Annotated in this window: 23 protein-coding genes; 11 read left to right on the forward strand and 12 right to left on the reverse strand. The window is 65.4% G+C overall.

Annotation, left to right across the window (positions count from 1 at the left end):
• On the reverse strand, nucleotides 1–187 hold a 187-nt coding region (locus tag ACWEO2_RS16005; RefSeq protein WP_452405970.1), incomplete at its 3' end, for a hypothetical protein.
• Nucleotides 188–1,733: 1,546 nt separating this feature from the next.
• Between ACWEO2_RS16005 and ACWEO2_RS16010 the strand changes: the two genes are divergently transcribed.
• Nucleotides 1,734–4,124 (forward strand): hypothetical protein, encoded by a 2,391-nt coding sequence (locus ACWEO2_RS16010; protein WP_452405971.1) that lies wholly within the window; start codon nucleotides 1,734–1,736, stop codon nucleotides 4,122–4,124.
• Nucleotides 4,125–4,345: 221 nt separating this feature from the next.
• Here the strand turns inward: ACWEO2_RS16010 and ACWEO2_RS16015 are convergent, their stop codons facing one another.
• From ACWEO2_RS16015 to ACWEO2_RS16035, 5 genes are all read right to left on the reverse strand, one after another.
• Nucleotides 4,346–5,908, reverse strand: a complete 1,563-nt coding sequence (locus ACWEO2_RS16015; protein WP_452405972.1) for an amino acid permease — start codon at nucleotides 5,906–5,908, stop codon at nucleotides 4,346–4,348.
• Nucleotides 5,909–6,048: 140 nt separating this feature from the next.
• Nucleotides 6,049–7,281: an alpha-hydroxy acid oxidase gene (locus ACWEO2_RS16020; protein ID WP_452405973.1), complete on the reverse strand. Its 1,233-nt coding sequence runs from the start codon at nucleotides 7,279–7,281 to the stop codon at nucleotides 6,049–6,051.
• Nucleotides 7,278–7,748: a MerR family transcriptional regulator gene (locus ACWEO2_RS16025; protein ID WP_452405974.1), complete on the reverse strand. Its 471-nt coding sequence runs from the start codon at nucleotides 7,746–7,748 to the stop codon at nucleotides 7,278–7,280. The genes ACWEO2_RS16020 and ACWEO2_RS16025 overlap by 4 nt, the downstream gene beginning before the upstream one ends.
• Nucleotides 7,749–7,963: 215 nt before the next feature.
• Nucleotides 7,964–9,007, reverse strand: a complete 1,044-nt coding sequence (locus ACWEO2_RS16030; RefSeq protein ID WP_452405975.1) for a GlxA family transcriptional regulator — start codon at nucleotides 9,005–9,007, stop codon at nucleotides 7,964–7,966.
• A gap of 53 nt (nucleotides 9,008–9,060) precedes the next feature.
• Entirely contained in the window at nucleotides 9,061–9,939 is an 879-nt protein-coding gene (locus ACWEO2_RS16035) for an alpha/beta fold hydrolase (RefSeq protein WP_452405976.1), read from the reverse strand.
• Nucleotides 9,940–10,558: 619 nt separating this feature from the next.
• On the opposite strand from ACWEO2_RS16035, the gene ACWEO2_RS16040 reads away from it, so the two are divergent.
• Nucleotides 10,559–11,581, forward strand: coding sequence for a class I SAM-dependent methyltransferase (locus ACWEO2_RS16040; protein WP_452406186.1), 1,023 nt, complete (start codon nucleotides 10,559–10,561; stop codon nucleotides 11,579–11,581).
• 8 nt (nucleotides 11,582–11,589) lie between these two features.
• Here ACWEO2_RS16040 and ACWEO2_RS16045 read toward each other — a convergent pair whose 3' ends face one another.
• Together ACWEO2_RS16045 and ACWEO2_RS16050 are read right to left on the reverse strand one after the other, a co-directional pair.
• Nucleotides 11,590–12,879, reverse strand: coding sequence for a hypothetical protein (locus ACWEO2_RS16045; RefSeq protein WP_452405977.1), 1,290 nt, complete (start codon nucleotides 12,877–12,879; stop codon nucleotides 11,590–11,592).
• On the reverse strand, nucleotides 12,879–13,100 hold the full coding sequence (locus tag ACWEO2_RS16050; RefSeq protein WP_452405978.1) for a hypothetical protein: 222 nt from the start codon (nucleotides 13,098–13,100) through the stop codon (nucleotides 12,879–12,881). Before ACWEO2_RS16050 ends, ACWEO2_RS16045 begins: the two co-directional genes overlap by 1 nt.
• A 289-nt stretch (nucleotides 13,101–13,389) precedes the next feature.
• Between ACWEO2_RS16050 and ACWEO2_RS16055 the strand changes: the two genes are divergently transcribed.
• From ACWEO2_RS16055 to ACWEO2_RS16070, 4 genes are read left to right on the forward strand one after another with little or no spacing between them, the layout of a single operon-like run.
• Nucleotides 13,390–14,697 (forward strand): ABC transporter substrate-binding protein, encoded by a 1,308-nt coding sequence (locus tag ACWEO2_RS16055; RefSeq protein ID WP_452405979.1) that lies wholly within the window; start codon nucleotides 13,390–13,392, stop codon nucleotides 14,695–14,697.
• A gap of 2 nt (nucleotides 14,698–14,699) precedes the next feature.
• Entirely contained in the window at nucleotides 14,700–15,545 is an 846-nt protein-coding gene (locus ACWEO2_RS16060; RefSeq protein WP_452405980.1) for a carbohydrate ABC transporter permease, read from the forward strand.
• Nucleotides 15,542–16,408 carry a carbohydrate ABC transporter permease gene (locus ACWEO2_RS16065; protein ID WP_452405981.1) on the forward strand — a complete coding sequence of 289 codons (867 nt, stop codon included), beginning with the start codon at nucleotides 15,542–15,544 and terminating at the stop codon, nucleotides 16,406–16,408. Before ACWEO2_RS16060 ends, ACWEO2_RS16065 begins: the two co-directional genes overlap by 4 nt.
• 48 nt (nucleotides 16,409–16,456) lie before the next feature.
• Nucleotides 16,457–17,551 carry an ABC transporter ATP-binding protein gene (locus ACWEO2_RS16070; RefSeq protein WP_452405982.1) on the forward strand — a complete coding sequence of 365 codons (1,095 nt, stop codon included), beginning with the start codon at nucleotides 16,457–16,459 and terminating at the stop codon, nucleotides 17,549–17,551.
• Here ACWEO2_RS16070 and ACWEO2_RS16075 read toward each other — a convergent pair.
• Both ACWEO2_RS16075 and ACWEO2_RS16080 read right to left on the reverse strand, forming a co-directional pair.
• On the reverse strand, nucleotides 17,543–17,800 hold the full coding sequence (locus ACWEO2_RS16075; RefSeq protein WP_452405983.1) for a hypothetical protein: 258 nt from the start codon (nucleotides 17,798–17,800) through the stop codon (nucleotides 17,543–17,545). The genes ACWEO2_RS16070 and ACWEO2_RS16075 overlap by 9 nt on opposite strands.
• 5 nt (nucleotides 17,801–17,805) lie before the next feature.
• Nucleotides 17,806–18,435: a hypothetical protein gene (locus tag ACWEO2_RS16080; RefSeq protein ID WP_452405984.1), complete on the reverse strand. Its 630-nt coding sequence runs from the start codon at nucleotides 18,433–18,435 to the stop codon at nucleotides 17,806–17,808.
• Nucleotides 18,436–19,151: 716 nt separating this feature from the next.
• On the opposite strand from ACWEO2_RS16080, the gene ACWEO2_RS16085 reads away from it, so the two are divergent.
• Complete coding sequence (locus tag ACWEO2_RS16085) at nucleotides 19,152–19,991, forward strand: DUF1460 domain-containing protein (RefSeq protein WP_452405985.1); 840 nt, start codon at nucleotides 19,152–19,154, stop codon at nucleotides 19,989–19,991.
• Between the two features lie 54 nt (nucleotides 19,992–20,045).
• Here the strand turns inward: ACWEO2_RS16085 and ACWEO2_RS16090 are convergent, their stop codons facing one another.
• Complete coding sequence (locus ACWEO2_RS16090) at nucleotides 20,046–20,492, reverse strand: pyridoxamine 5'-phosphate oxidase family protein (protein WP_452405986.1); 447 nt, start codon at nucleotides 20,490–20,492, stop codon at nucleotides 20,046–20,048.
• Entirely contained in the window at nucleotides 20,489–21,250 is a 762-nt protein-coding gene (locus ACWEO2_RS16095) for a sigma 54 modulation/S30EA ribosomal C-terminal domain-containing protein (RefSeq protein ID WP_452405987.1), read from the reverse strand. The genes ACWEO2_RS16090 and ACWEO2_RS16095 overlap by 4 nt, the downstream gene beginning before the upstream one ends.
• A gap of 211 nt (nucleotides 21,251–21,461) precedes the next feature.
• Here ACWEO2_RS16095 and ACWEO2_RS16100 point away from each other — a divergent pair, with 211 nt between their 5' ends.
• The 4 genes from ACWEO2_RS16100 to ACWEO2_RS16115 all read left to right on the forward strand — a co-directional run bounded on the left by ACWEO2_RS16100 (nucleotide 21,462) and on the right by ACWEO2_RS16115 (nucleotide 26,135).
• A complete protein-coding gene (locus tag ACWEO2_RS16100) occupies nucleotides 21,462–22,481 on the forward strand; it encodes an Acg family FMN-binding oxidoreductase (RefSeq protein WP_452405988.1) in 1,020 nt (339 codons plus the stop codon).
• Nucleotides 22,482–22,608: 127 nt separating this feature from the next.
• Nucleotides 22,609–23,256, forward strand: coding sequence for a response regulator (locus ACWEO2_RS16105; RefSeq protein ID WP_452405989.1), 648 nt, complete (start codon nucleotides 22,609–22,611; stop codon nucleotides 23,254–23,256).
• Nucleotides 23,257–23,316: 60 nt separating this feature from the next.
• Nucleotides 23,317–25,056, forward strand: a complete 1,740-nt coding sequence (locus ACWEO2_RS16110; RefSeq protein ID WP_452405990.1) for a GAF domain-containing sensor histidine kinase — start codon at nucleotides 23,317–23,319, stop codon at nucleotides 25,054–25,056.
• 161 nt (nucleotides 25,057–25,217) lie between these two features.
• Nucleotides 25,218–26,135 (forward strand): universal stress protein, encoded by a 918-nt coding sequence (locus tag ACWEO2_RS16115; protein WP_452405991.1) that lies wholly within the window; start codon nucleotides 25,218–25,220, stop codon nucleotides 26,133–26,135.
• The last annotated feature ends 4 nt before the right edge of the window (nucleotides 26,136–26,139 follow it).

A 26,139-nucleotide genomic window follows, 5' to 3' on the forward strand; every position in this document is an offset into this window, starting at 1 on the left:
GGCGGAAGAACCGCTGCCGATCCCGCGCCCGGCGGAAGAACCGCTGCCGATCCCGCGCCCGGCGGAAGAACCGCTGCCGATCCCGCGCCCGGCGGAAGAACCGCTGCCGATCCCGCGCCCGGCGGGCGAGTTGCTGCGGATCCCGCCGCATCGACCAGTGGGCGAGCCGCTGCTGATCCGCTGGCATCTTCCACCGAAGCCGCCGCTGGGCTGCTGGCTTCGCCCCCCATGCGGGTCACGGTGGGGCGCGGTGGGGGCTGGCGGATCACTGACGAGCGTGCTGCCACGAGTGGGTTCGCTTCGGCCGCAACGGGTGTGGGCACTCGGATGGATGCGGCGGAAGGTTGTGGGCGTAGGCGCACGGTGCGTTGTGTCCAGGGTGTCTCTGCTTTTCGACGAGACCATGGGGTTGGCTGCGGCTTGCGGGCGGAGACAGAGGGCTGAGGTTGCGCGGATTGCGCGGATTGCGCGACTTCCGCGGATTGCGCGACTTCCGCGGGTTGCGCGACTTCCGCGGATTGCGCGACTTCCGCGGGTTGCGCGACTTCCGCGGGTTGCGCGACTTCCGCGGGTGGTGCGACTTCCGCGGGTGGTGCGACTTCCGCGGGTGGTGCGACTTCCGCGGGTGGTGCGACTTGCGCGACTTGCGCGACTTGCGCGACTTGCGCGACTTGCGCGACTTGCGCGGAGACGCGGATATCGGATGCGGCCGTGACCGGATCGGCGGGAACACACGTCGTGGTGGTGGCGGAATCGGCTTCTGCGGCTGCGATGGCGGTTTTCAGGTCGGTGACGGCGCGAGTGGCTTGGGTGATGAGGTGTTCCAGGCTTGCGACCATCGCGCGGAGTTCGCTGAGGTCGATCCGCGATCGCTGGCTCACCGCGCTCTCCTGCTCGTCCTAGCGCGGTCAGGTGCTGGCGGGTGTGCTGACCTGTAACCACGTTTCGACGCCACCGAACCGAAGACGGACAGTGGCCCACCTAATTTTCGCTCAGGTCGCAAAACTCCCGAGACTGGGAAGTCCGCGTAGTTGCGGCCGAGCTCCCGACTCGCGGACGCACGGTTTCACACAGAACGGCGCGAGGGTCGATGGGCGATCATATGGACGTCACGCAGGACTGGGCAGTGATCGGCGTTCATGGCTTCGTCCACGTCAAGTGATCGGCGTTCATGGCTTCGTTCACGTCATGCGTCGCCCGCACCACCGTCGCACCGCGCTGCAAGATCACGCTGACACGCGAAATCTCTTGCTGTGCAGATGGATCGAGACTGATAGCCGGTTCATCGAGCAGCAGGACATCCGATAGCTGAGCCAGCAGGGCACGTTCACATCGAGCACTGGACGGCGCACGTTCGGCACGGGTCCGCCCGTTTGCCGATGCCGGTGGCGGCGGACGTGACTCACCCGCCACATCCCGAGGTCGGGGTCACCTGTCAGATCGTCGCGAACGCAAAGTGAACTCCCGAAGTCGCGGTTGAGACGAATTATCAACGCGTTCTTGCTATTTCGCGGCGCGTTGTTCACAGACCGGACGGTGGTCGTTCACGCTGCGCCGTTAACGTCGAAAGTCGTTGCCGGGGACTGTTGAGCAGCCCCGAGGATCTACCAGCTCCGATACTCGTCTCACCGTAGCGCCGTCTATCTGCGGCACTACGGCATACGAATCAGGTTGTGGCGGTGTATAACTGGAAAACGGGACCCTGCGATCAGGTCCTGCGGCAAATGCCCGCGATGCTGCGGCGATTTCGGGACCGGCTACGCGCATCACGTCCCCGGCGCTGGGCAACCCGGATCCTGCTGGGTCTGTTCTTGCTGTTCGTCTGCCCCATCCTGCTGGGTGCGGTGGCCAGCGCTGAAACGGGTACCAGGACCACCGGATCGTCGGTGGGCAGCGCGCTCGGCTGGACACACGTCAAGGATTCGTCGGGGGTCGAACTTTCGAGCTATATGTTCGCCACCGACCACGGCAGTGTGCTGCACCCGGGAAACACCGCCGTCTCACTCGTGCTCGGCCTGGAGTTCGCGGGCTGGAAAATCCTTGTGACAACGGCGATCTGGCTCATCGGGTACGCCTTGAGCTTCCAGTGGCTGAATATCGTCTCGAAGCCGTTGCAGGGCGTGGCGCACAGCCTGACCGGGCAGATCGCGACACCGATCATGTTGGTGACCGCCGCGACGATCGGCGCGTTCTTCGTGGCCTGGTTTGTCACCCGTGGCTTCTACGCCAAGGCGACCATGCAGGTGGTGACGATGGTGGGAGTCGCGATTTTGGGTCCGATATTCCTGGCCGAGCCGTTGGCGGATGTGTTGTCCTCGGATGGCTTGCTCGCGGAGGGGCGCGATCTCGGCATCTCGGTCGCGGCGGGGCTCAACGGCAATGGCAATGCCGACCCGTCCCATTCGGTGGCGACCATGCAAGCCACCCTGGCCGATAACTTTGCGCGACGCCCGCTCCAGGTGTGGAACTACGGGCATGTGGTCGACGAGCAGCCAGCGTGCAAGTCGGCATGGTCGGCGGGTATGTCGGCAGGTAACGAAGACCGCGTGAAGAACAGCATCAGCAGTTGCGGGGACCGCGTGGCAAAGGAGTCGGTCGACAATCCGAACTTCGAGCAGATCGCGACCGGACTGCTATTGCTGCTGGCCGGAACGGTATTACTCGCCTTCGGGGCCGTGCTCGCGATCAAGGTCATCAGGGCGGCGCTCGACACTATCTACCACGGCTTGATGTCGATCTTCGGCTTCGCCGCGGGCGGCTTTGTATATGGGCCGACGCAGACTTTCCTGGTGCGCAATATGGTCGACGGCGTGATCGCGGCCGCGCGGATGACGGCGTTCACCATATTTCTGGGCGTGTACGTCTTGATCCTGGGAGATCTGTTCCGGCTGGCCGGGGACCAGGTCATGGTGGTGTTCGTTATCGGAGCAATCGTGATGATCATCGCGATCCTCCAGCTCAAGAAGCTCAGCAAAAGCCTGGACAAGGGCAACGAATGGGTCGCGAACAGGTTCGCCCTTGCCATCCAGGGCAGCGGCGGTGGGCGAGCGTCGGGCAGCGGTGGCGGGACCGCACTGGGTATGGGCACCATGGGTGCAGGGCACTCCATGTCAAAAATGCCGATGCTGACGGCACTCGGCGCGGTCAGTACCATCAGCAATTCACCGGCGACCGAATGGCTCTGGGGCAGAACCCGATCACCGTTGCGGCCCTTCTCCAGAATGGAGCGACAGTCGCAGTTGGCTCAGTGGGGATTCTGGAGCTCGCGGGGGGTCGGCGGCCCCAGGGGCTACTACGCCCAGTCATATTTGCACCGGCCGTTGTTCGAGATGGCCGCGCGGGAGGCCGCTGAGGCGAATGGCGGCATCAACACCGTCCGCGGCGCGGCCGCAGCGATGCAAGCTGTCGCGGATGTCGGCGGAAAGTCAACTGATGCGTGGGTCGCGATGGACGTTGTCGGATTCAGCGACGAGCGAATAAGGTACAACGCCATTCGGTCGTGGGAGATCGTCGATGGCAACACCAAGGATTGGACGCTCGCCAACACCCATCTCGGCCACGTGGTCGCCGGGGTCCAGCGCGTCCAGGACTCGTCGCTTCGCCTCATCGCGGGCAATAGTGACCCCGGAGAGGTCGCGGCAGATCTCGCTAACTTGCAAGCGGCCGCATTCCGGTACCGGCGTTCGGTCCCCGCTGGCGTCACTCTCGACGGCGGCGTCGCGAACGGGCCGGAGGAGCAATTCGTCAGTGCCTACCTGGCCGCGCCGACGTCGGAAGCGATCCTCGATCTCCAACGGGTCGCCAGTGGCGTTGCGCCCACGGGCCCGTTGCTCGGCACGGTTTTCGAGAATGACCACCTCGCCGCCCGGCGCATGATGGGAGCGATCGGAAGTAGGCAAGCGGACCTTGTCCTGAACAGCGTCAATGACGTACTGGCTAATCCAACGGACCAGCAGTTGCTCCGCGTGGCCCGTGGCCACATCTCCGACGCGACCATCACCGACCAAGCATTGAGCGGAGCCAAGCGAACATCGACCAACACACCGACGCCACCGGCACAGAACAGCCCACAGCGGCCCGGCTGGGCCAGGGCGCTGGATCCCGTCGGCCAGGCACTGAATTAGTGTCGGGGGCAAGGCCATTCGGCGGATACGGGTCGGTTGTTCGGCGCGGTGGGCGAGTTCGGGGAATCCGGCTCGGAGCTGGTCCTGGCAGCGGCGAACCTCGTGGAGCTCGCGCAGGGTACGCGGCACCTCGGCCGTCGATCGCGCGACACGGCGCCCGGTCCCGAGGGGTTGAATGGTCGCGGCCAGCGTGACGGCCTTATGGCTGAGCAGATCATTGATCAGTTCGACGAATTTCCCGCGTCCGGATACCGGGTCGTCGGCTGCTCGACGATCACGATCGGTTCGGTGGGCAGGCCCGGGTGCGGACGTTCGGCCATCACCGGGAACTGGGCGGTGTGAAATTGGCGAATCTTCGCGATTCGCAATACTTTTCGGCGGGCCAGGAACCAACCGCAGACCAGGGCCGGCGCCAGTCCGACCAGCATGGCGATCACCGCGGCGCGTTGAACCATATCGCCGCTGCAGGCCATCAGGACGACCACAGTTGCCAGGAACAGCAGCGTCGCCACCGTCGTATAGGGCGTGCCGGGCAGCCGGGAGTGCGGACGCCAGGCCAGTCCGAGTCGCCACTGCTGCCACAGGCGCAGATGACAGAGCAGCACCGTGGTCCACGACGCAATGGTGCCCAGCGCCGATACGTTCAAGACGATCTCGAATGCCTTCTCCGGCACCACCGCATCGAGACCGACACCGACCAATGCGATGGCACCGGTGGCCAGGATGCCGACATATGGCACACCCGTCGGTGACATTCGCGCGGCCGCGGCGGGTGCGCTGCCGTTCATCGACATCGAGCGCAGAATCCGGCCGGTCGAGTACAGCCCGGCGTTGAGGCTGGAGAAGGCCGCGGTGATCACGATCAGGTTCATGATCGAACCGGCCGCTGGCACACCGATTCTCGCGAAGAACGTGACGAACGGACTCTCACCGGCACGGAAGACTGTGTAGGGCAATAGCAGTCCGAGCAGTATCAGCGAGCCGACGTAGAACACCGCGATGCGCGAGATGACGGAGTTGATCGACCGCGGCATGATCGCCTCCGGATGCTCCGCCTCACCGGCCGCGATACCGACCAGTTCGACTGCGGCATAGGCGAATACGACGCCGGTCAGGACGGTTACCAGCGGTAGCAGACCGGTCGGGAACAGTCCACCGTGGTGCGCGATCACACCGACACCGGTCGGCGCGCCTCGAATCGTAAAGCGACCAGCGAGGAAAATCGTGCCGACGATCAGAAAGCCGACCAGCGCAACGACTTTGATCAATGCGACCCAGAACTCGAGTTCACCGAACCAGCGCACCGAGATCAGGTTGGTACAGACGACCACGACCAGGGCGATGAGCGCGATCACCCACTGCGGGACGACTGCGAACGCGCCCCAGTAGCGGACATAGGCGGCGATGGCGGTGATATCGACGATCCCGGTCATGCACCAGTGGAAGAAGTAGGTCCACCCGACGGCGAATGCCAGCTTCTCCCCGTAGAACTCGCGGGCGTAGGAGACGAACGATCCGGAGGAGGGCCGATGCAGCACCAGTTCGCCGAGCGCGCGCAAGATGAAGAATACGAATACCCCGCATACCGCGTACACCAGGAACAATCCTGGACCGGCACCGGCCAGGCGCCCGCCTGCTCCGAGAAATAGACCGGTGCCGATAACACCACCGATCGCGATCATCTGTACTTGGCGCGCGCGCAACGCTCTGCGATAACCGACATCTTCGGCATGCAGCGCATCGGCGAACGTCGAGAGTTCTACTGGTCCTCGACCTGCGATCATGACCCAGCCTTCCAGTGCGGGATATCATGTCGCGAAGCAATGTACCGTTAGTTAACGGCACATTCAACAACGTTTCACATTTGGTTTCGATGGGTACTCTAGACCGCCGCCCTGCGAAATCGATTGCAATCCAAAGAAGCTCAGCCGATCGGTCGATAGCGTCCGAGTAGCTGCACGTGCCGCGGTTCGAGTTCGTCGATGCTCCGAACGCCGAGCAGTTTCATCGTACGAACGATCTGGGCGCGCAGGATGTCGATGGTGCGATCCACACCGGGTTCGCCACCCGCCATCAGGCCGTAGAGGTAGGCGCGGCCGATGAGTGTGAATCGCGCGCCGATAGCCAGCGCGGCGACTATGTCGGCGCCGTGCATGATGCCGGTGTCCAGGTGGATTTCGATATCCGCTCCGACTTCGCGCACGACCGCGGGCAGTAGATGCAGTGGCACCGGTGCTCGATCCAGTTGGCGTCCACCGTGATTCGACAGCACGATGCCATCGGTGCCGAGCGCGGCCAGACGTCGCGCATCCTCGACGGTTTGCACACCCTTCACCAGCATCCGACCGGGCCAGTGCTCGCGGATCAAGGCCAGATCGTCGAATCCGACGGTGGGGTCGAACATGGCATCGAGCAGTTCGGCCACCGTACCGGACCAGCGGTCGAGGGAGGCGAAGGCCAGCGGTTCGGTGGTCAGGAAGTCCCACCACCAGGCGGGCTTGCCCACGGCGTCGATGGCGCCGCCGAAGGTGATCGAGGGCGGTACGGTCATGCCATTGCGGGCATCGCGCAGCCGGGCACCGGAGACGGGGACGTCGACGGTGACCACAAGGGTGTCGAATCCGGCCGCCGCGGCGCGGTCCACGAGGGCTAGGGATCGGTCACGATCGGTCATCATGTAGAGCTGAAACCAATTGCGCGCATTGGGCCCGGTGGCCGCCGCGACATCCTCGATGGCGGTGGTGCCCATGGTCGAGAGCGTGAACGGTATGCCCGCTCGTTCGGCAGCGCGAGCTCCGGCCAACTCCCCGGCAGTATGCATCATCCTGGTGAATCCGGTGGGCGCGATGCCGAACGGCAGTTGGACGGACTTGCCGAGCACGGTCGCGGTAGTGTCGGTCGCCGCCACATCGCGCAGGATCGCGGGGCGGAACTCGATATCGGAGAACGCCTCTCGGGCCCGGTTCAGACTGATTTCGGCATCGGCCGCACCGTCGGTGTAGTCGAAGGCGACCTTGGGGGTGCGCTTACGGGCCATCGCGCGCAGATCCCAAATCGTCTGGGCGCGTTCGAGTTTGCGCGCCTTGCCGCCGAACGGTCGTTCGAACTTGACCAACGGCGCGAGTTCGCGCGGGCGCGGCAGCCTGCGCGCGGTCATCGCAGACCGGACCGGAAGCTGTGCGGCGCCCACAGTTCGTCGGCGTCACCGGCGTCGAGTCGGCCGCGGTAGACGTCGATCTTGTGGTCGATGAGTTCCAGATTGTCCTGCAGCTCAGCGATTTTGGCAGCCACATCGGCGCGGTGGGCCACCATGAGGGCAAGCCGTTCCTGTTCGTTGCCGTGCCCGGCGGAGACCAGTTGGGCATAGCGCCGGATGGTTTTGATGGGCATGCCGGTGGCCCGCAGCCGGGTGCACACGGTAATCCAGGTCAGGTCCACCGGCCGATAGCGTCTGCGCCCGCCATTGGTGCGTTCGACGGAGGTGATGACCAGGCCCGCGCGTTCGTAGTAGCGCAGGGTGTGGGCGCTGACCCCGGTGCGGCGAGCGGCTTCGGCGATGGTCACGCCCGCCTCGGGTGCGGAACGCATGGACTCGGATACCGGCTGCGGTTCGACTTCGAGCACACTCTAAATCGTAGCGTCGATACGAGCCGACTCGGCGCTACCACCGTGCCCCGGACCGCCGCTTCTGTGCATGTGCACAAAGTCCGGGGTCCAGGCTCTGCATCGCTGCTACACCGTTCCCATACCCGAACACGTCGTCGACGCCGTCACCGGCTGGCCGCCCGCGGTCGCCTGGACCAGCGCCGTGCTGCGCGGCCTGGCACCCGAACCGAGGCTCAAGGCCGATTTCCAGCCGCTGCCGCCGGGCTTTCCTGGGAGCTGAAATGGTTTGTGTCCGTAGCCGAATGGGCGATCGAGAAATGCTGTCGGTAGCGATCCGGCGTGGTGGCCAACTGCCGGGAGAAGACCCGGTGCAGTGTTTCACCGTGTTTGTAGCCGACCGCTTTGGCGATGGCGGATACGGTCATATCGGTGGTCTCCAGGAGGCCGCGGGCCGCTTCCACACGCAGGTTCTCCACGAAAGCGGCTGGGGTGCTTCCAGTTTCGGTGCGGAAAGCACGGGCGAATGCGCGCTCGCTCAGCCCCGCCCGTGCTGCCAGTGCAGCCACGCTCAGGTCCTCGTCCAAATGGTCTGGCAACCACTGCTGTACGGCTCGGATCGCCGGGGTGCGCGCCGGTTGTGCACGCAGCTGGGCGCTGAATTGCGCTTGGCCGCCGGGCCGCCGGGCGAAGACGACGAACCACCGGGCGATCAGCTGCGCCACCTCGGTGCCGTGATCTGCCTCGACCAGGGCCAGCGCGAGATCGATACTGGCGGTGACCCCCGCCGAGGTCCACCGGTTTCCGTCGTTGACATAGATGCGGTCCGGCTCGACGGTCACCCGAGGATAACGCTCGGCCATCATGGCGCACGCACCCCAATGCGTTGTCGCGTGATAACCATCGAGCAGCCCGCCCGCAGCCAGCAGCAGCGAACCGGCGCATACCGCTGCGACCCGTCGCGACCGCCGGGCAATGGCCGGAAGGTCGCGCACCACCTCGGCCGATACCGCCGGCGCGAAGGCGCCATTGCCCCCGATGACGATCATCGTGTCGATCTCGTCGTCACCCGCGGCGATCTCCGCCAGGGAATGTCCGACATTCATCGTCACACCGCCCTCCACCGCGATGGCGCCGGCCCGCGGCGCCGCCGTCACCAACCGGTAGACCGGCGATCCGGAGACGGCGTTCGCGGCGCCGAAAATGTCCATGGGACCGGCCAATTCGATCAGCTGGATCCCGTCGTAGACCACGAGGACAACGGTTCGGGACGTCGACACGTCCCTATCATCACCGCATGCACCCATGGCTGTCACGGCAATGTGCCAGCCGATCACACCACGTGCCGGACGGGCTCGAGCAGACCGGCGGCATGCTGGCGCAGGAACGGAATGATCAGTTCAGCGACTCGGTCGCCGAACTGGGCGTGCGGATAGTGCCCGCCGCCGTCGACGACGGCAACCTTCCCGATGCCCATGGGCATCGCCGCGACGATCGCCATCCCTTCGGCCTTCGGATCCGGGTAGTCCGGATCCGCGGCGCCCATGATGACCAGCGCAGGACGGTGGACGCCGGACAGCGCGGCCTCGGCATCGGCCGCAGTGGTCCTGCCGGTCTTCATGAATTCGGCCCACCGGCCGGGTTTCCGCAGGGTCCGCATCAGGCCGTCGAGGTAGTCGGTGTAATCGTCCGGCTTGGTCGGATAGGCGAAGTCGAGGTATCTGCGCCACAGTCTCGGCGACCCGAGCAGCAGCGTGCCCATCAAACGCATCAGCCCACGCCGATACCGCGGCACGGTGAACAGGGCACCCATGTCCAGGTGCTGGGTCTTGGTGAACGGGTTGATCTCGATAATGGCCGCGACCAATTCCGGTGCCTCGGCCGCCGCGATGGTCGCCGCGCCGCCGGACAGCGAGTGCCCGACGATCGCCGCGGGACCGCCGAAGTACCGGATCACACTGAGCAGGTCACTGGCGACATCGGTCCGGCTGATGGCCGCCTTCCTGGTGACCGAGGGCCAGCCGAGGCTGGATTCGCCGTGCCCACGCAGGTCCGCGTTCACCACGCGGTATCCCGCGGCGACCAGTGGTGGTACGAGATGGCGATAGTCGTGCCGCGAGGTGCCGATGCCGTGTGAGAGCACCACCAGCGGCCCGTCACCGACGACATCACAGGCCAGGCGCCCTTCCGCGAAAGTCACGAACTCGGTCATTTGCTTACCTTCCAAGCGATTTCGATCGGTCGCGGCGTGCGCGACATGGGTCGAATTGAACGCCGGAAATCAGCGGCTGTCGGTAGGCCCGGCGGGATCGGTCATAGACACAGCGGGTTTCGTCAGTCACTGACCCGATCGGCCCCGACCGAGGCGGCCTGCGGGTCGGACCACCTGCACCGATGTCGGCCCGGTAGCCCGATCCGCGGCACGCCACGCAGTGCAATCGTTCGGCAAGATCACAAACGCGTCCGGCCGCTCCAGGCCACGGCCCAGCGCCCGACATCGACTGCCAGCGCCGCGCGGGGCCTACCTTGCAGCTGGGCAACCCCCTGAATAGACTGTGATGCGCGTCACAATCAATTGGCGCAGGGTCTCCGACAACACCGCGGGTGGGTGGATGCGCATCGAGAGTGGGGCGCGGATCGCAGGACCGAGGAGAACGATCATGTCCGGACTGGTGCACCGACCGCGTGTCATGCTCGACCGTCGGGGCGTGGCCGACTACGCCGAACCGTGAAATGCCATGTCGGACAAGGCACGAACGCTGGCGGCCAATGGCCGGACCCCCGAGGCGGATCCGGAATTCGCCACGCGCGCCGAGGCCTTCGGCACCCGGATGCTGGACATCGTCAATGACGGATTCTTGGCCCTGATGATCAGCATCGGCCACCAGACCGGCCTCTTCGACACCATGAGCACGATGCCGCCCGCGACGAGCGCGCAAATCGCCGAGGCCGCGAAGCTGAACGAGCGATATGTGCGCGAATGGCTCGCCGCACTCACCGCCGGACGGATTGTCGACTACCAACCCGCGGATCGCACATACGTGTTGCCTCCGGCGCACGCCACCGCGCTGACCAGGGCGGCTGGCCCGGACAATGTCGCCTCCTTCACGCAGTTCGTGCCGCTGACCGCGAGCGTCGAGCCCGAGATCATCGACTGTTTCCGCCACGGCGGCGGCGTCGCGTACGCCGAGTACGGCCGATTTCAGCAGCTCGCGGCGGAGCACAGCGCCGCGGTTCATGACGTCGCGCTGATCGACGTCACCATCACGCTGGCGCCGGGACTGCCCGAGCGGCTCCGCCAGGGCATCGCGGTCGCCGATATCGGCTGCGGCAGCGGGCATGCCGTCAACCTGTTGGGCAGGGAATTTCCCAACAGCCACTTCGTGGGCTACGACTTCTCGGAGGAAGGGATCGCGGCGGGCCGCGCGCAGGCACGGGCGATGGGCCTGGCCAATACCGGTTTCGAATTGCGCGATGTCACATATCTGGCCGAATCCAACCGATTCGACCTGATCACCGCCTTCGATACGATCCATGACCAGGCCCATCCGAAAGAGGTGCTGCGCGGCATCGCCGAGGCATTGAAGGACGACGGCACCTTCCTGATGGTGGACGTTCAGGCCTCCAGCAACCTGGAGGAGAACCTGGACCACCCGATGGGGCCCGGCTTATACGCCATCTCCACGATGCACTGCATGACGGTGTCGCTGGCACTCGACGGCGATGGCCTCGGCACCATGTGGGGCGAACAGCTCGCGACCCGCATGCTCCGCGAAGCGGGCTTCGCGTCCATCGATATCGAGCACGTCGAAGCCGACATCCTCAACAGCTACTACGTGGCAAGGAAGAGCTGAGCGCGAGATCAGTCCCAGGTCTGCGCGGTATCGTACCGGCGGCGCATCTGACGTCGCCGGTAGAACACCTCGTCAACCGATAGCGTCGTCGCGGTGGCGATCGGTGCCAGATGGATGTTCAGCCCGAGGTCGCCGATGCGGTGTTCCAGATCGATGCGGCGTTCCGGGGGCAAGGCGGACCACATCGCTTCGAAGCGGGCGCGCACGTTGACGTCGGTGGCCGCGATCAGGCGCAGCAGCAAGTGCCAGAAGTGGGCGTCGGTGGCGATACCGGGCAATGCGGCGACCATTGCGTCGCTCAGCTGCGCGAGCAGGGCCACCACTCGGTGCTGGATCCCGGCGTTGGCATTTTCGACCAGGTTGAACAGTCCACGCCACAGCTCGGATTCGATCCGGCCCTCGAGGCCGCCGATGAGTCCGGCCAGCGCGGCATCGTTCGCCAGGATCGGATTCACGGCCAGGTTACCCAGCCCCCACGGGCTGAGGTGTCCGATGAACGTCAGCAACTCCGGCACCGCACCAGCCCGCAGATAGGTCGCGATGAGATTGCCGATCAATTCGACGGATCCGATGCTGAACAGCACATCGCCGATCGCCGCGATCAGATCCGGGTCGCAGCGCGCGAACGCCGACAGCGCGGCCAGTTGCAGACCCGTAGACCCGGTGAGCACGGTATGCAACATCCGCGGCGCCCGCTGCCGCGGCCCGGCCAGCAGCTGGCGCAGGATGGCGCTCACGCCATTGACGGAATAGGCATAGGCGGCGGAGAAGATCAGGCCCTCGTCATCGAGCACGCCCTGTTCGATGGCCAGGACCAATTCCGGTGTCGCGAAGGCATCGAGGAATGGTCCGGCGGTGATGTAGTCCTTGCGCGCCAGCATTTCGTTGAGGATGCGCACGATCGGTTCCGCAGGCGCCACATCGGCGAGTTGGCCGACGGTACGCGGATCCATATACGGCGCACAGTCGGCCACATACCCGGGCGCGAGCATGGCAACCGTCTCGGCCGCCTTCTTCGGGTGGTCCACACCGACCGCGCCCGCGGCCCGGCCCGTCATCATCGGTGGCACCAGGCGCTGCACCAGCGGCATCGAGATGCGCAGCGGAATGACCGGCACCAGTTTGCTGATCCGCTCGAAGGTCTCGTTGTGCTGATCGAAGATCAGGCCGGCCAGCCGTTCCTGGAGTTGGTGCAGATTCTCGCTGCCCAACCGCTCCAGATGCGCCAATCGCTCCACCGGGGTGTGCAAAGTTCGTGACAGCAGCACGATCTGGGCACCGGTTACCAGATCACCCATCAGCCGAGCCGACTCCCGAACATGATCTTCTTCGTCACCGCGCGAAACGGTCGGGGCAGGGCACCGACCATCTCATCGATGGCCTCGATCAGTGCGGCCGTCTCCAACTGCTTGGCCGCGCGGAACATCTCCAGCAAATCGGCGGCCTCTTGTTCGGTGAGGAACCCGGCTGCCGCCAACGGCCCGCGTAGTTCGTGTTCGAGGTCGGACCTGGCGGTCATACGGCTACTCGTTTCTTCATATATCCCAGCGTTACTCACTCGTGCGGGCTTTGAGCATAGGTGTGCCGACCGCCCGGCGTGGCCGTGCGTAAAGAATTCGTTATCCAAAGAAGTTCATAACTTTTTGAGAGGTGCGACTTCCTTTTTATTTGCGCCGCAACGTAACTCGGGTTTTTATTCTCAGTGACGGGAAGTTGCGCAATCGGCTCGTCGTGGACATCTGTTTGTATCGGGGCATGATGGATTCGTGTCGGCTCACCCGGGTTCATTTCCGCGCCGGGAGCCACCTGTGCCGACATCAGGCCTGACGCGCCGATCGTTCCTCGGCGCGACCGGTCTCGGTGCGGTCGCGCTCACCGGCGCCTGCACCGGCTTCGCCACCACCGGCAGCGGCGGCATGCTGTTCCTCTCCACTCAATTCCGGCCCGCCGATGAGGCCGAACGTTTCCGCAGCCTGCTCGGCAAGACCGCGCCCGGCGTCAGCTATGTGACCATCGAGGAAAGCCCGTTCGCCAGCCAGGTGCGCAGTCAGGTCGGCGCGGGTTCGACGCAGGTCGGTCTGCTCGGCGGTCTGCACGGCGATATCGCGCCGCTGGCCGACGGCTATCTCCAGGACCTCACCGGCTTGCTCGCCGACCTCGGCAACCGCGGCTGGCCCGCCGCCTACCTGCAACTCGCGACGGCCGGTACCGACCGGACCTGGTATATCCCGTGGGCCACCGCCAGTTACGTCCTCGCCGCGCATGCCGACGCGCTCGAACACCTGCCCTCCGGTGCGGATGCCACGGCGCTGACCTACGACCAGTTCCTCGACTGGGCCATCGCGGCTCGCCGCGCCAATGGCAACCGGCCGATGCTCGGCCTGCCCGCCGGTCCGAAGGGTCTGCTGCACCGGTTCACCCAGGGCTATCTGCTGCCCTCGTTCACCGGCGGCCAGATCACCACCTTCCGTTCGGAGGCGGCCGTCACGGCGTGGCGATACTTCCGCGAACTGTGGGCCAACTGCGCCCAAGCGAGTACGAACTACGACTTCATGCAGGAACCGCTGGCCAGCGGCGAGGTACGGATGGCATGGGATCACGTCGTACGCCTGGTCCACGCGCCCGAGCGCGATCCGCGGGACTGGCGCATGCTGCCCGCACCGCGCGGTGCGCACGGCCTCGGCTATATGGCGGTGGTCGCCGGACTCGCGATTCCCAAGGGCAGCACCGATGCCGAACTCGCCCAGCGCACGATCAGCGCGCTCACCAAGCCGGAAACACAGATCGAGCTATTGCGATCCAATGGCTTCTTTCCGTCCGTCGATACCGCCATCCCGGACGATCTGCCACCGGCGGTGAAACTCGAGGCCGATGCCGTGCACCGGCAGCAGCAGGCGCCGGGCGCGATCCTGTCGCTGCCGCCGGTCGGCCTCGGCCAGCGCGAGGGTGAGGTGAGCAAGGTGTTCAAGGACAGCTTCCGCTCGATTGTGTTGGACGGAGCCGATATTCGAGCCACACTCGACCAGCAGGCGCGGGTGCTGCAGGGCATCCTCGACGAGCTGAAGGTCCCGTGCTGGGCGCCCGATCCCGCCGCCGACAGCTGCGGGGTGGAGTAGACATGCGCGCTCGACTCGGCTCCCCCTGGATCTTGCTGCTCCCCTCGATCGTGTTGCTGGCCGCGCTGTTCGGCTGGCCGCTGGTACGGGCCGTCGTCGACGCCTTCAGCGACGACAGCGGATTCACCTTCGAGCACTGGCGGCGCTTGTTCGATGACCCGTATTTCCTGACGGCACTGCGCAATACGCTGTTGCTGATCGTTATCGTGGTGCCGATCCAGCTGGTGCTCGCGGTCGGTATGGCATTGCTGATGCAGGCGCGGCCACGATTCGCTGGCGGGCACTTCTACCTGTGGTGTGTACCGCTGGCGATCTCCGAACTGGCCGCCGGTCTGGTGTGGCTGTCGATCTTCGGCAATCGCGGCTATCTGAACTCCCTGCTGGTCTGGCTCGGCCTGTCGCAGGACGGCGTGCAGTGGCTCAACTATCAGCACACCGGCACGATGCTGCTCGCGGTGGTGATCGCCGAGATCTGGCGCGCGACGTCACTGGTATTCGTCATCGTGGTGGCCGGGGTGCAGCTGATCCCGCGCGACTACGACGAGGCCGCACAGGTATTCGGCGCCAGTTTCTGGCAGCGGCTGCGGCATGTGACACTGCCGCAGCTCGGGCCGAGTCTGCAGGTGGCGCTGATCCTGCGCACGATCCTGGCACTACAGGCGTTCGCCGTGGCGCAGGCGCTCACCGGACGCGACTTTCCGCTGCTGGTCGGTGAGACCTACGAGTGGTACTCCAACCTGCAGAACCCGGCCGTCGCGAGCGCCGTTTCCCTTGTGGTGCTCGCGATCTCGCTCGGTACCGCGGTGTTCTATCTGCGCACCGTGCGGGCACCGGAGGGGTCGCGATGACCGAGCCGACCGCGACACCGACCACACTGCCGCCGATCGACCGCGCACCCCTGCGCAGACGGCGGTGGCGTGCCATTGGCGTACAGGTCGCGTGCACTGCGGTGACGCTGTTCATGGCGCTGCCGATCGTGCTCATCGGACTCGCCGCGGTGTCCTCGCGCGATGCGCTGAACGAGTTCCCGAAGCCCTTGCTGCCCAGCGAATTCTCCACCGAGACACTGCATTCGTTCTTCCGGGCCACCGGAACCATGCCAGCGCTCGGCAACTCACTGCTCGTCGGTCTGTACACGGTGTTCTGGTCCCTGCTCATCGGCGCACCCGCCGGATACGCGCTGGCCCGCAATGCCTTCCGCGGTAAGGACACCTATCAGGTATTCATCCTGTTCGTGCGCGCGCTGCCGATCGTGGTGCTCTCGGTGCCGCTGGCCACGATGTTTCTGCGGTTGGACAGGTACGACACCGTCTTCGCGGTAACGCTGGTGCACACCACCCTCGCCCTCCCGACCACCGTGCTCATAACGGCCAGCATCTTCGTCGCGGTACCCGCCGACCTCGAGGAGGCCGCGCGGGTATTCGGCTGCACGCGTTGGCAGGCCGCACGCAAAGTCGTTGTGCCGCTGGCACTTCCCGGACTCGCGGCATCGTCGATCTTCACCTTCGTGCTGTCGTGGAACGAGATTCTCGGTGCGACCATCGTGACGCTCGGCCATCGCACGCTGCCCGCGCAGGTGCTCACCACGCTCGGCGAGGCGTCGACCCCGTACCGGTTCGCCGGCGGCTTCGCACTGATCATTCCGGCGCTGGCGTTCATCTTCGTGATGCGGCGCTACCTGGTGAATATGTGGGGGACCACGCTGCGATGACAGAAGTTTCCGGGATGACAGGACTTCGGAGATGACAGAGGTGTGCTCATGGCGGAAGTGATTCTGCGGGATCTGGTGAAGACCTATCCCGGCGGCTCGACGCGCGCCACCGACCAGGTCTCACTCGAGGTGTCCGACGGTGAATTCATGGTGCTGCTCGGACCGTCCGGCTGCGGTAAGACGACGCTGTTGCGCATGATCGCCGGGTTGGAACTGCCGGATTCGGGGCAGGTCGTGATCGGCGGCAAGGACGTCACCTACCTGGAGCCGCGGCGGCGCAACCTCTCGATGGTGTTCCAGTCCTATGCCGTATTCCCGAATAAGAAGGTCGCCGACAATATCGGCTTCGGCCTGCGTGTGCACGGCGTGCCCACCGATGAGATCCGTCGCAAGGTCGCGTGGGCGGCGGATCTGCTACAGCTGACGCCCTACCTCGACCGGTATCCGGCGAAGTTGTCCGGCGGCCAGCGCCAGCGCGTCGCGGTGGCACGGGCGATCGTGATGGACGCCGATGTGCTGCTCATGGATGAGCCGCTGTCCAATCTCGATGCACTGCTGCGGCTTTCGTTCCGCGCCGAGCTGAAGAAACTGGTCGACCAACTGGGTACCACCACGATCTACGTCACCCATGACCAAGTGGAGGCGCTATCCCTGGGCGACCGTGTCGCGGTGATGCGCGACGGCGTGATCGTCCAATGTGGCCCGCCGACAGCGGTATACGACGGCCCCGCAACCGAATTCGTCGGCGGCTTCCTCGGCAGCCCGCCGATGAACTTCCTCACCGGGACCGTCGAGGTGGACGATGCCGGACCCCGCATCGACCTGGGTGGGCAGTCGCTGCCCGTACCCGCGGCGCTCGCATCGTTGCGCGGCCACAAGCTCAACCTCGGCATCCGGCCCGAGGCCATCGTCGTCGGTACGGAGCACCCCGACGACAATGCCCTCGTCGGGGAACTCCAGGTGCTGGAACCGCTCGGCTCGTCGACCCTGTTGACCACCGATGTCAGCGGTCAGGCGGTGAAGGTCCAGGCGCGGCCGGGTTTCCGAGCCGACCGGGGCAGTGCACTGAAGCTGCATCTGCCACCGCTGGCCTGCCGCTGGTACGACCCGGAAACCGGACTATTGCTGGAACAATCAGCCTAGATATCCGGTACTGACCTCACCGTATCCGATCAATTCAATGGACGGATATTTACCGATTTGATCCGATGGTGCCAGCTCGGCCGACGGTCCGCCTCGACCTTCGATACCGAGCGCTTGTTCGGCCTGCTGAAGAATGAGACAATTCGGCGAACACAATCGATGAACGGCGAGTGCACGCTGCGCCTGCCCGGGCGTGAGTTCGCCCGGATATGAAAAGCAATCGCCCAGGTTCGAGATGATCGATCGCATTTCGGCTAGCCAACTCGTACCGGCACGACGGCATCTTCGGCGAATCGGCCGCGGCCGACGGTGAGCGTCACCAAGACGATATTGCCGATGGTGGTGATCAATGGACCGGCGACGGTGGCGAATTGATATCCACTCGCCAGCAATACTCCGGACACTCCGAGCGCCCCGGCGAAGGCATTCGCCGCGAACATTTGCCAGGTTTCTTCCTGGGGCTTCGACCAGGCGTGTCGCAACGTGGGGACGGTGGCAATGAGGTTGGCGCAGATAGCCAGCATCGCACCGAACGTCTTATCCGAAATCTCCACGGTGACCAGCACACATGCAATGGATGAGAGCAGACACGCCCAATCTATGTTGTCCCCCGGTCGCAGACTCACCCCACGCCGCAGACCGAGGGCGATCACCGCGGCGTTCATAGTTGCCGACGCGGCGTTGATACCGGCGGCGAGATAGGCACCCGCAAGATATGCGACCGCCGTGAATACGGTATTTGCCGTACACCACGCCACCCAGGACGCCATGCGTGGTCGCGTACCGCCGTCCAGAATTCCGGCCAGATATGCGATGACCCCATACAATGAGATACCGACGCTGACACAGGCCGCCGTCGAGCTCGAGCTCCAAAACCCACTCACGTACACCATTCCTCAGATATTTTTCGCGCGCGGATATGCGCAAGACAGCCAGAAGTGGCGATTCGACCCGCATCCGAACACACCGAAGGAGACAGCATCCGGTGCGACGGTGGAATCCGGATCCTGCCCTTGGTAAACGCTTCGGGATGTTTTGTTCGTGCGCTATCGAAAAATATCCTCACACGCCGATTCCGGCGTCACAAATCCAGAACGCACGCCGTAACGAACCTTAACGAAGGCTTCACCGCAATAGCCATCGCGGGTAACTGATACTTAACAGAGCCGGGGAACCCGAAATGTAATCCACGTCATGCGCGTCGATCTCGAAGGCGCCATGAACACACGAAGACCCCAGCCGGAGCTGGGGTCTCCCGTGGTCGCGCCGACCGTTGTGCGAGTCGAATCCTCTGCACCCCGGCCTCGATGAGTGAGCCTGCCACATCTGCCGGGATTCAGCGCGCCGAGTGCGCCCGATACCGCCGTCGGTCATGCGTGTGCATCTGTACGACCGCATGCACGGCGCTCGTTCAGGCGTGACCTATCGATCGGGGCCGCGCTCGGATAACGAAATGGCAACATCGAGACATGTCCGTGACCGAACTGTTCGACTCGGAACGTCCGACTCGCTTCGCTAGCCACGGCGCGATCATCAAGAGCCCGTGGGATTTTCGAGTTCAGTGCCGGTTGCCCGCGGCATCCCGGCTACCGTGGCAGCAGTGCTCGCGACCGTTCCCCTTGCTGGAGGCTTCTTGCGCACCATCGCTCGCATACTGCTCGTCGTGCTGGCACTCGTCGGCATCGCCTTGCCGGCGCTGCCCGCGGCGGTCGGTACACCGAGCGCCGCCATCGATGACGTCACCGCGCGCAAGATCGATGAGCTGCTGGCACTGCGGGCGGCCACGCCGGGCGCGGGCAAGGGCGAGTTGATCAACCTGCTGTCGAGTCGGTTCCTCGGCACGCCGTACGGCGCCGATATGCTCATCGGCTCGGCGAGTCGGCCCGAACAGCTGGTCATCGATATGCGGCGGGTGGATTGCTTCACCTACCTGGACTATGTCGAAGCGCTCAGCAGGTCCACCGATCGGGATCAGTTCGTGGCGAACCTGATCGAGACCCGCTACACCGACGGACGCATCGAATTCCAGCAGCGCAAACACTTCTTCAGCGATTGGTCGCATACCGCGCGCATCGCCGCCACCGATATCACCGCGTCGCTCGGCCCCGCCGCGATGACCGTCACCAAGCACCTCAATGCGAAAGCCGATGGCGGGCAGTACCTTCCCGGCCTACCGGTCGTCGATCGCGACATCACGTATATCCCGGGCGGTGCCGTCGACGACACCGTCATCGCCCGACTCCGCACCGGCGACTACATCGGCGCCTACGCCGACCAGCCGGGCCTGGACGTAACCCATGTCGGTATCTTCGTCATGACACCCGACGGCCCGGTCTTCCGCAATGCTTCTTCCTTGGCCGCCAACAACAAGGTCGTCGACTCACCCTTCACCGACTACGTCCGCTCGACGCCCGGCATCGTGGTCCTGCGCCCGCAATAGTCACCGGGCCGCCCGGATCGGCACCGCCGTCGACAGCTGCCGGTCCCAGCGTGCTCAGGCGACCTGTTCGACGAGGCGGATGCCGGTGACGATGGACGGTTCGATCTCGATGACGGCGTCCATGACCCGGTCGACCCAGGAGTGCAGTAGGCGCTCATAGCGGGCGATGCGAATCGGATCGGTGACGGGGCGGGCGAAACCGGTCACCACGACCGACCACCCGGTGTGCAGCTGCGGGTCGATATCGTCGGCCTCGTAGGCGACCACCACATCGGAGTTACCGCGCACGGCCGAGGTGAGCCTGGACGCGACGCGGGTGCGCACGATGATCCGGCCGTCCGGCTCGACCAGGTGGTTGACCGGGCGGATCGCCGGTAATGCATTGCGGCTGAACACCACTCGACCGAGCTGAACCGTCGCGAGCAGGCTCAATGCCGTGGTGCGATCGAGTTCCACAACGGCACGCCCGGTATCGTCGCTCGCGGCGAACTCGGTCATCATCGCGCAGCCGCCTCGGGTAGGACCAGTGCCAGCGCGCCGTCGTAGCGGCGATACAGCAGCTGTCCCCGTCCGCTGCGCGGCTCGGTGAAGAACAGGAACGGCAATCCGTACCGGCACAGCCGGGCCGCGGCCTCGGCTCGGGTCAGCCGCGGCGTCGGGTGCGGATTCATGGTGAGCGACAGCCCCGGCGTCGACACGGGTGGCTGCCGTCGATACTGGCGCGCCATACGCACGCCGAGCGGGCCCGCCCAGTAGACAGCGGCATCCTCGCCGGTCTCCGCATCGGTGTACAGGTAGACGTCGTAGTCCATGGTCTCCATCACCCGCACCGCATCGGCCGGTGCCCCGACCAGCAGGGCGCAGGACTTTTGGCGCACGATCGGCCGTTCCTCGGTGCTCACCGCCAATGGTGGGCGTGCCGGATCGGGCCAGTACCTCGGGATATCACCGGAGTTCAGCCGTGCGAGCTGCCGGTCGAGACGGTCGGCGAGAAAGGTCGCGACGAATCCACCGGGCCCGGGAACCTGCGCGCGCACAATGAGATCCCGGAACACCACATTCGCCTGCGCCAGCAGCGCGCCAGCCACAAACGGCGAGCCGATGAGCCGGACCCGCGCCGGTGCATCGACACGGTGGCAGCTCAGTACCTGGTCGATCGCGCGCATCGTGCGCGAGATCTGCACGGGGTCCACCGCGCCCTGCGTGGTGCAGACCCCGTTCGAAGTCGTTCCGGTCGACCACAGTTCGGATGTACTCACTCGGTAATCCTTCTTCCGCCCCAACGCACCCAACGCTGGCAGTGTCGCCGCGGGGCGAGCACGCCGAACAGGGCCGAAGGGCACGCGAATCGAGGACCTTGGTTTCGTCGCGACTTTGCTCGGTCACATATCGGCCGGGATGACCATGGGCCTTCGAGAACGGGCGCAAAGCCCATATCGAACGCCACAGTGCCGGACGACACTCGACCGTATGACCGAGAGCGGCTCCTCCTCCGTAGGTTCCGTGCCGAACGGCGCGACAGTGCTGGCGGTCATGCGCCAGGCCAGCCGGGCGCCGTCGGTGCACAACACACAGCCGTGGCACTGGGTATTCGACGGCACTCGGCTGCACCTGTACCGCGACAATGACCGGCTGTTGACCTCGGCCGACCCCATGGGCAGGCAGCTGGTGATCAGCTGCGGCGCGATGTTGCACCACGTCCGCACGGCCTTCGCCGCGGTGGGGTGGCACACCGATACGACGCGGCTGCCCGATGCCGGACGCTCCGACTATCTGGCGGTGATCGAGTTCCGCCACTGGCCGGATCCCCCGATCGGCGTATTGGCCCGCGCCCGCGCCATCGATCACCGGCACACCGATCGGCTGCCGTTCTACCCGCCGACCAACTGGTCTCAGCTCGTGCACACCGCACGGATGCTGGTCACCCCGCACGACCTCGAGCTCGACGTCCTCGACGAGAACGCGACGACCGAAATCGCGGCGGCCTCGGCGCAGGCCACCGCAACCCGCCGCTACGATATGCCCTACCAGACCGAATTACATTGGTGGAGTGGGCATTCCGGCGATCAGGAGGGCGTTCCGCGGGAGTCGCTGGTCTCCGACGCCGAATTCGCCCGCGTCGGCGTCGGGCGATCCTTCCCGTCCGCACCGCATTCCGCGCGCCGCGCCAACCTGACGGAGGACCGAGCGCGCCTGCTGGTGCTCAGCTCGTCCAGCGAATCCATCACAACGTGGCTGCACACCGGTGAAGCCCTCTCCGCTGTGCTGTTGGAATGCGCGGCGACCGGTTCGGCCACTTGCGCATTGACCCACATCACCGAGACACCCACTGGCCGAACGGCCATCGCTGGGATGCTCACCCGCCCGGGTGTCCCCCAGGTCGTGATCCGCGTCGGCACCGCACCCGATGAGGAACCGCCGCCAGAGCCGACACCGCGCCGCCCGATCGCCGACATCCTCACGATGAGCGACGAAACGGCCGAGCGTTAGTCACGCCGCACTCCGCAGATCCCAACCGGGACCAAGGGACTTTTGTCACCGATCCGGGGACCAACTCCGACACGCCGTACCGGCCTCGTCAGTACGCTGAAGTAGTAGTGGAGGAAGGTGCTCCGTGATGACCAGTGTCTTCTTGGTCGACGACCACCAGATCGTGCGGCGCGGTGTGAAGGATCTGATCGAGGCCGAACCCGATCTCGATGTGGTCGGTGAAGCGGGTACCGTCGCCCAGGCCATGGCACGCATTCCCGCGCTGCGTCCCGAGGTCGTCGTTCTCGACGTTCGGCTCCCCGACGGCAATGGCATCGAACTGTGCCGCGAACTGCTGAACCAACACCCCACGTTGCGCTGTCTGATTCTCACCTCGTTCACCGACGAGCAGGCCATGCTCGACGCCATCCTCGCCGGGGCCAGCGGATATGTGGTCAAGGACATCGGCACCACGGAACTGGTCGAGGCCATTCGCGAGGTCGGCGCGGGCAGATCACTGCTCGACAACCGTGCGGCCGCCGCCCTGATGGCGAAACTGCGCGAGGAGGCCGGGGCCAGGAACGGGCCGTTTGCGAACCTCAGCGACCAGGAACGGACGCTGCTCGATCTGCTGGGAGAGGGGCTGACGAATCGGCAGATCGCCAATCGGATGTTCCTGGCCGAGAAGACGGTGAAGAACTACGTCTCCCGACTGCTGACCAAACTGGGGGTCGAGCGACGCACCCAGGCCGCGGTGCTGGCCTCGAAACTCAACACGCCGACGAAACCGGAATGATCAACGCTGAGTCGAGTCTCCACCGCCGCACCGCACGCCGCACGTGCGAAAATGCAGGTTATGGAAGACGAGTCGGAGCTGTCCGACCGGACACCGGTGACCGAAACCCTCTCGCAGCTGCGGCTGCGTGAGCTACTCGGCGAGGTCCAGGATCGGATCGCGCAGATCGTCGGCGTCCGCGATCAGATGGACCGGTTGCTAGAGGCGATGCTGGTGGTGACCGCCGGGCTCGACCTCGACAACACCCTGCGCTCGATCGTGCACACCGCCATCGAACTGGTCGACGCCCGATACGGCGCGCTCGGCGTGCGCGAAACCGATAAGACCAGCAGCCAGCTCGCCGAATTCGTCTACGAGGGCATCGACGATCGGACCCGGGTCATGATCGGTGATCTGCCGCGCGGTCACGGTGTGCTCGGCCTGCTGATCGAAGAACCGAAGCCCATTCGGCTGACCGACCTTTCGAAGCATCCGTCATCGGTCGGCTTCCCGGCCCACCATCCACCGATGCGCACCTTCCTCGGCGTTCCAGTGAAGGTCCGCGACGAGGTGTTCGGCAATCTGTACCTCACCGAGAAGTCCGGCGGCCAGGAATTCACCGAGGACGATGAGGTCGTGGTGCAGGCGCTGGCGGCCGCCGCGGGTATCGCCATCGCCAACGCCCGCCTCTACGAACAGTCCCGAATTCGCCAGCAGTGGCTGGAGGCCAACCGCGATGTGGCCACCGAACTGCTCGCGGGCGGCGAACCGGGCGCCGCCCTCGAACTGGTTGCCGATCGGGCCCTGACCCTCACTCAGTCGGCGTGCACGTTCCTCGCGCTCCCCGAAGATGCCGACATCCCCGCCGAAGATGTCACCGAGCTGGTGGTGGTCGCCGCTGCCGGAATCGGCGCCGATGAACTGCTCGGACACCGAATTCCGATGGGCGAATCGCATTCTGCGGAGGTGTTCCGCAACGGACGGGTGGTCGCGGTCGACGAATTGAAGTTCAGCCCGATCTTCGATGTGCCGGAACGATACGGCCCGGCACTGATCCTGCCGCTACGCGCCGAGGACGCGGTCATCGGTGTGCTCGCCACCGTGCGGCCGAGCGGCACACACCAGCTCGACGCGGCCGGACAGTCGATGATGGCCGCCTTTTCCGACCAGGCCGCACTGGCCTTGCAGCAGGCGAACACGCAGCGCCGGATGCGTGAACTCGATGTGCTCTCCGACCGCGACCGGATCGCCCGTGACCTGCACGACCATGTCATCCAGCGACTGTTCGCGGTCGGCCTTTCGCTGCAGGGCACCGCGCAGCGGGCGCGCGCCCCCGAGGTCAGATCCCGGCTCGCCGACACCATTCAGGACATCCAGACGATCGTGCAGGACATCCGCCACTCGATCTTCGATCTGCACAGCACCACCACCGCGGACGCACCGACGCTGCGCAAGCGACTGCACGGCGTCATCGCGGATATGGTCGGCGAAAGCGGGCTGCGCACCACGATCCGGCTCGCGGGGCCGGTATCGGTGCTGGAGTCGCCGATGTCGGACGATGTCGAGGCGGTGCTGCGCGAGGCGGTGAGCAATGTGGTGCGGCACGCGCATGCGACAACGCTCTCGGTCCAGCTCCGGGTGCGCGACGATGTCACCATCGAGGTGACCGACGACGGCATCGGCGTACCCGATGACCTGCAGCGGATGAGCGGGCTGGCGAATCTGGCGACGCGCGCCGAGCAGGCGGGCGGCAGCTTCAGCGTGACCAAAGGCGAGAGAGGGGGCACGGTGCTGCGGTGGTCGGCACCGTTGCCCGGGTAGTTATGCGCGATCCGGCTCGAACGACGACCGCATAGGGCCACGCGGATACCCCAGGAGCGGCCTTTGGGCCTTGCGGTTCATGACCAACGCCAGGCGTGCCGGACCGCCTCGAATTCCTAATCTTCGGATAGCCGCTTATCGGGATCCGAAGGGACGCGCCCATGACCATCCAGCACCACACTGATCCGCACCGGCTGGCGTCGGCCGAAATAGTGGTCGGTGTCGACGGCTCCGAAGCCGCCGACCTCGCCGTTCGATGGGCCGCCGAGACCGCGTCGCAGCGGGGCCGCCGACTGCGCATCGTGTACGGCCTCGACCTCGCCGCGGCCGGGTCCGTCTATGGGATATATGACGTCGTCATGCCCCCGGTGATCAACGCGATCCGCCGCGCAGGCGCGGAGCTGGTCGAGCGGGCACGCCAACTCGCCCAAAAGGTAGATCCGACCCTGATCGTGGAAACCGAAGTCTCCGAGGACAATCCGGCGCACCTGTTGATCGAGCGATCGGAAACCGCACATCTGGTCGCGATCGGCGCGGCGGGCGCGGGCGGCACCCTGAGTCATCTCGGGTCGACCCTGCTCGCGGTCGCCAGCCATGGCCGCGGCACGATCGTGGTGATCCGTGATAGCGACACCGGACGGCAGATCCGGCACAGCGGCCCGGTCGTGGTCGGCGCCGATGGCGGACCGGTCAGCACGGCCGCTGTTGCGGCCGCGTTCGAAGAGGCCAGCGAGCGCAATACCCAGCTCGTCGCGGTGCATGCCTGGAGCGATCCGTACTACGACCGCTTCGCCGGACTCCCCTACACCATCCCCGACCGCGACGTCGAGACCGCCGGACAGACGCTGCTCGCCGAACAGCTCGCGGGCTGGCATGAGAAGTATCCGGATGTGCAGGTCATCCGCAAGGTCTACCTGTCGGGGGCGCGGCAGGCACTGCTGGAGTGGTCGCAGTCGGCACAGCTGCTCGTGCTCGGCAGCCGAGGACGCGGCGGTTTCGGCGGGCTGCTGCTCGGCTCCACCAGCAATGCGCTCGTACAGACCGCGTATTGCCCGGTCATGGTCGTTCACCCACAGTAGGCAC

This window comes from Nocardia sp. NPDC004278 (assembly GCF_053602975.1).